General features: G+C 70.1%; 3 protein-coding genes. 2 read left to right on the top strand and 1 reads right to left on the bottom strand.

Annotated features, from left to right (window positions below; translation table 11 throughout):
* Positions 1–980, top strand: a 980-nt coding sequence (locus VIR09_RS01980; protein ID WP_332011317.1) for an RDD family protein, incomplete at its 5' end; no start/stop codon positions are given.
* A 25-nt stretch (positions 981–1005) separates the two neighbouring features.
* Positions 1006–2541 (top strand): tetratricopeptide repeat protein, encoded by a 1536-nt coding sequence (locus VIR09_RS01985; protein WP_332011318.1) that lies wholly within the window; start codon positions 1006–1008, stop codon positions 2539–2541.
* Between the two features lie 9 nt (positions 2542–2550).
* Here the strand turns inward: VIR09_RS01985 and VIR09_RS01990 are convergent.
* A partial coding sequence (locus tag VIR09_RS01990; RefSeq protein ID WP_332011319.1) for a LysR substrate-binding domain-containing protein occupies positions 2551–3347 on the bottom strand: 797 nt, incomplete at its 5' end.

Below are 3347 nucleotides of genomic sequence, written 5' to 3' on the forward strand. Positions count from 1 at the left end.
CGAAAGCCGCCAAGCCCGCCCCGGCCCGCGCCGGCAATGCGCCGGTCTTCCCCGGCATCTGGCCGCGGTTGGGCGCCACCGCGATCGACGCCGCCGTGATGGTGGCGGCGATGATCGGATTCAGCACGGCCGCCAACCTGACCTATGAATCGCTGGCCGGCGATCCGCGCCCTGTCCTGTTGGCCATGGCCGCCGGCTTCCTCGGCCTGATGCTGCCGGCGCTGATGGACGCCTGGGGCGGCGGGTCTCCGGGCAAGCGGCTGCTGAAGCTGCGCGTCGTGAACCGCAACGGCGACAACCCCGGCGTCCTGCGCGCCAGCTGGCGGCACTTGATGAAGTACGTACTCAACCTTGCCCTGCCCGGCATCTTCTATCGCATCCAGCGGACCATCTTCGGTGAACGCGCCATGCATAACTGGATCTCGGGCAGCTACGTGGTGTCCAGCCGGGCGGATCCGCGGGCCATCCGGCCCGCCATCGCCAAGACCCGCTCCATCACGGGCGCGGGCAAATTCATCTTCACCGTGCTGGGCGTGCTGGCGCTGGTGGCGGGCGGCATGATCATCGGCGCCATCGTCATGGACTCGAAGCAGGAAGACAACCCCTTGCGCGCCGAGGTGATCCGCCTGGACCTGGTGTCGCAACCGGTGCGCATGCTGGCCGAAAACCACTACCGCCGCACCGGGGCCTACGCCCCGGACATGGCGGCGCTCGGCGTCACCCCGGAGTCGCTGAAAAGCAGCGGCTTCAGCGCGCTGAGCCTGAATCCAGTCAACGGCGTGCTGCGTTTCACCATCGCCGGAGAGCCCGGCACCGCCGACGCACCCGCGCTTGGCGGCAAGCACCTGGTCTACCTGCCCGAACTGCGCTCGGAAAAGAAAGGCGGCGGCGTGCGCCGCTGGCAGTGCGGCAGCGACGACATCCCGCGCGCCGACCGTCCCTATAGCTGCCGCCACGAAGCCGGCGCTTCCGCGCCCTGACGCGCCCCGACACGGAATCCCGCGCATGTCCAGCCTGATCGAATCCATCCATCGCGCCGACGACGGCGACGAGCACGCGCAAATGCTGGCGCTGTGCGAACAGGGGCTGCGCGAGCAGCCCGCCTCGGCCCTCATGTGGGCGCTGCGGGCCCGCTATCACGACAAGCGCAACGCCCACGCGGCGCGCCAGGCCGACCTGGACCGGGCGCTGGCGCTGGACCCGAATTGCGGCGACGCCATTCGCGTCCAGGCCACCGCGCTCTATAACGCGGGCGAACGGCAGGAAGCCTGGCGCATCCTGCGCGACGCCCAGCAGCGTGCGCCCTCGCACTTCGGGCTGCTGATGGCGCAGGCCTATCTGCTGATCAACGACCGCCGCCTGGACCAGGCCATCGAATGCTGGACCCGCGCCGCGCAACTGCGTCCGTCCGCCGGCGCGCCGCATTGCTATATCGCGTCCAACCTGGCCAATGCCGGACGCCACGCCGAGGCCGAGCCCCATTTCCGGCGCGCGACCACGCTGGCGCCGGGCAACGGCATGTTCCTGTATGACGCCGGCAACACCTATCGCAGCCTGGGCGACCTGCGCAACGCCATCGCGATGTTCGACCGTGCGCGCGCCATCCTGGGCGAGCAGAACGCCATCCAGCACAACCGCGCCTCGTGCCTGCAAGCGCTGGAACGCCATGAAGACGCGGTCGAGGAATGGACCAGTCTGCTGCGCCGCCAGCCCGACTGGGACTGGCCCCTGGAAGGCAAGGCGCGCTCCCTGCACCGGCTGGGTCGCGCCGATGAGGCCGTGCCGCTATGGCGGCGTCTGGATGCGCTCTCGGACAGCGGCTGGGAAGGCCGCAGGGAACAGGCCCGCGAGTACGTGCGCAGCCGCGATCCGGAACTGGCCGAGCAGGCGCTGCAAGGGCTGGACCCGCTGGACAGCGGCGATGCCCAACTGCTGTTCGTGGCCGGCAACGCCCAGCGCGACCAGCGCAACTGGGATGAGGCGCTGGCGTACTACTTGCGGGGTTACGAGCTGGCGCCGGACAACGACTTCCTGCCCGGCAACGCCGCTGACATGCTGAACCGGCTGGAACGCCACGACGAAGCCCTGCCGTTGTCCGAGGTGGCGATCTCGCTGGATCCAGACTGGTTGAAGTGGCGCCGCGCCCGCATCGAAGCGCTGACTCATTTGGGCCGGGCGGACGAGGCGGTGGCCGACGCCGACCGCGCGATGGCGCGCTGGCCCGATGAGGGCGCCTTGCACGCCGAACGCATCAACGCGCTGATCGCGGCCAAGCGCCACGACGAAGCGCTGACGGCCTGCGACCGCCTGATCGCGATGGATCCGGAGTACCGCAGCTGGGCGCTGTTTTCGCGCGGCCAGGCTTATGGCGAAATGAAGCGCCACGCGGAGTCCGCCTTGGCCTATCGCCAGGCTGCCGCCGCCTATCAACAGAACGGCAAACCGCAGTACCAGGAGCTGTCCTTGAACAACGCCCTGGCCGCGGAACAGGCCGCTGCCGCGCCGCGCGGCCTGCTGGGCCGGCTGTTCGGGCGCAAGTAGGCCGCGCGCCTAGGCGGCGCGCTCCCATTCATAGCCGTTCAACAAACCCAGCAAGCCGCGCCTGGCCGCGGCCACCGCCTCGTCGCGCAAGGCGTCGGGGCGCCAGCCCATTTCGATGGCATACCCAGGCATTGCCACCGGACAAGGCAGCATGCGCAAGCCAGAAGCGGCAGCCAGACCGCGCGCCGCGTGGGCGGGCAAGGTCGACAGGGCATCGCTGCCCGGCAGCAGGAAGGCCAACGCCGAGAAATGCGTGGTCGAGGCCTGCACCCGGCGCGTCAGCCCCAGCCCGTGCAGCACTTCATCCACCACGCCGATGAATCCGCCGGACGACACCAGCACGTGCTGGCGGCGGACGAATTCCTCCAGCGACAGGGTGGTCTGCCCCGGCGCCAGGCTGGCGGGATCCAGCAGGCAGGCATAGCCGCCCTGGCCGACCGTCACGCGCTGCAAGGCATGCGCGGCCAGTCCGCCCGAGGCGATCACCAAGTCCGCTTCGCGCGCCATCAGCATGTCGGCAGCCAGTCGGCTGTGGGTTTGCCGGAAGATGATGCGCAGGCCCGGCGCGCTTTGGGCCAACGCACGGATCGCGTCCCGCCCCAGGGCGATCTCGAAATCATCCGACAGGCCCAGCGTGACCGACCTGCCGGCAAAGCCCGCCGCCCCCGGACGCGCCAGCGACAGGCTCTGCCGGCATTTGTCCAGCGCCTCGCCGATGACAGGCCGCAGCTCGCGCGCCCGCAGGCTGGGCGTCAGCCCCCGGCCCGTGCGCGTGAAGAGCGGATCGCCATAGAGGGCGCGCAGGC

This window comes from Achromobacter sp. (assembly GCF_036567245.1).
Lineage (GTDB): Bacteria > Pseudomonadota > Gammaproteobacteria > Burkholderiales > Burkholderiaceae_B > Achromobacter.

Excerpts from the sequence above, each read along its gene's own strand:
- VIR09_RS01985 (WP_332011318.1), top strand. The coding sequence starts at position 1,006 with ATGTCCAGCCTGATCGAATCCATCCATCGCGCCGACGACGGCGACGAG.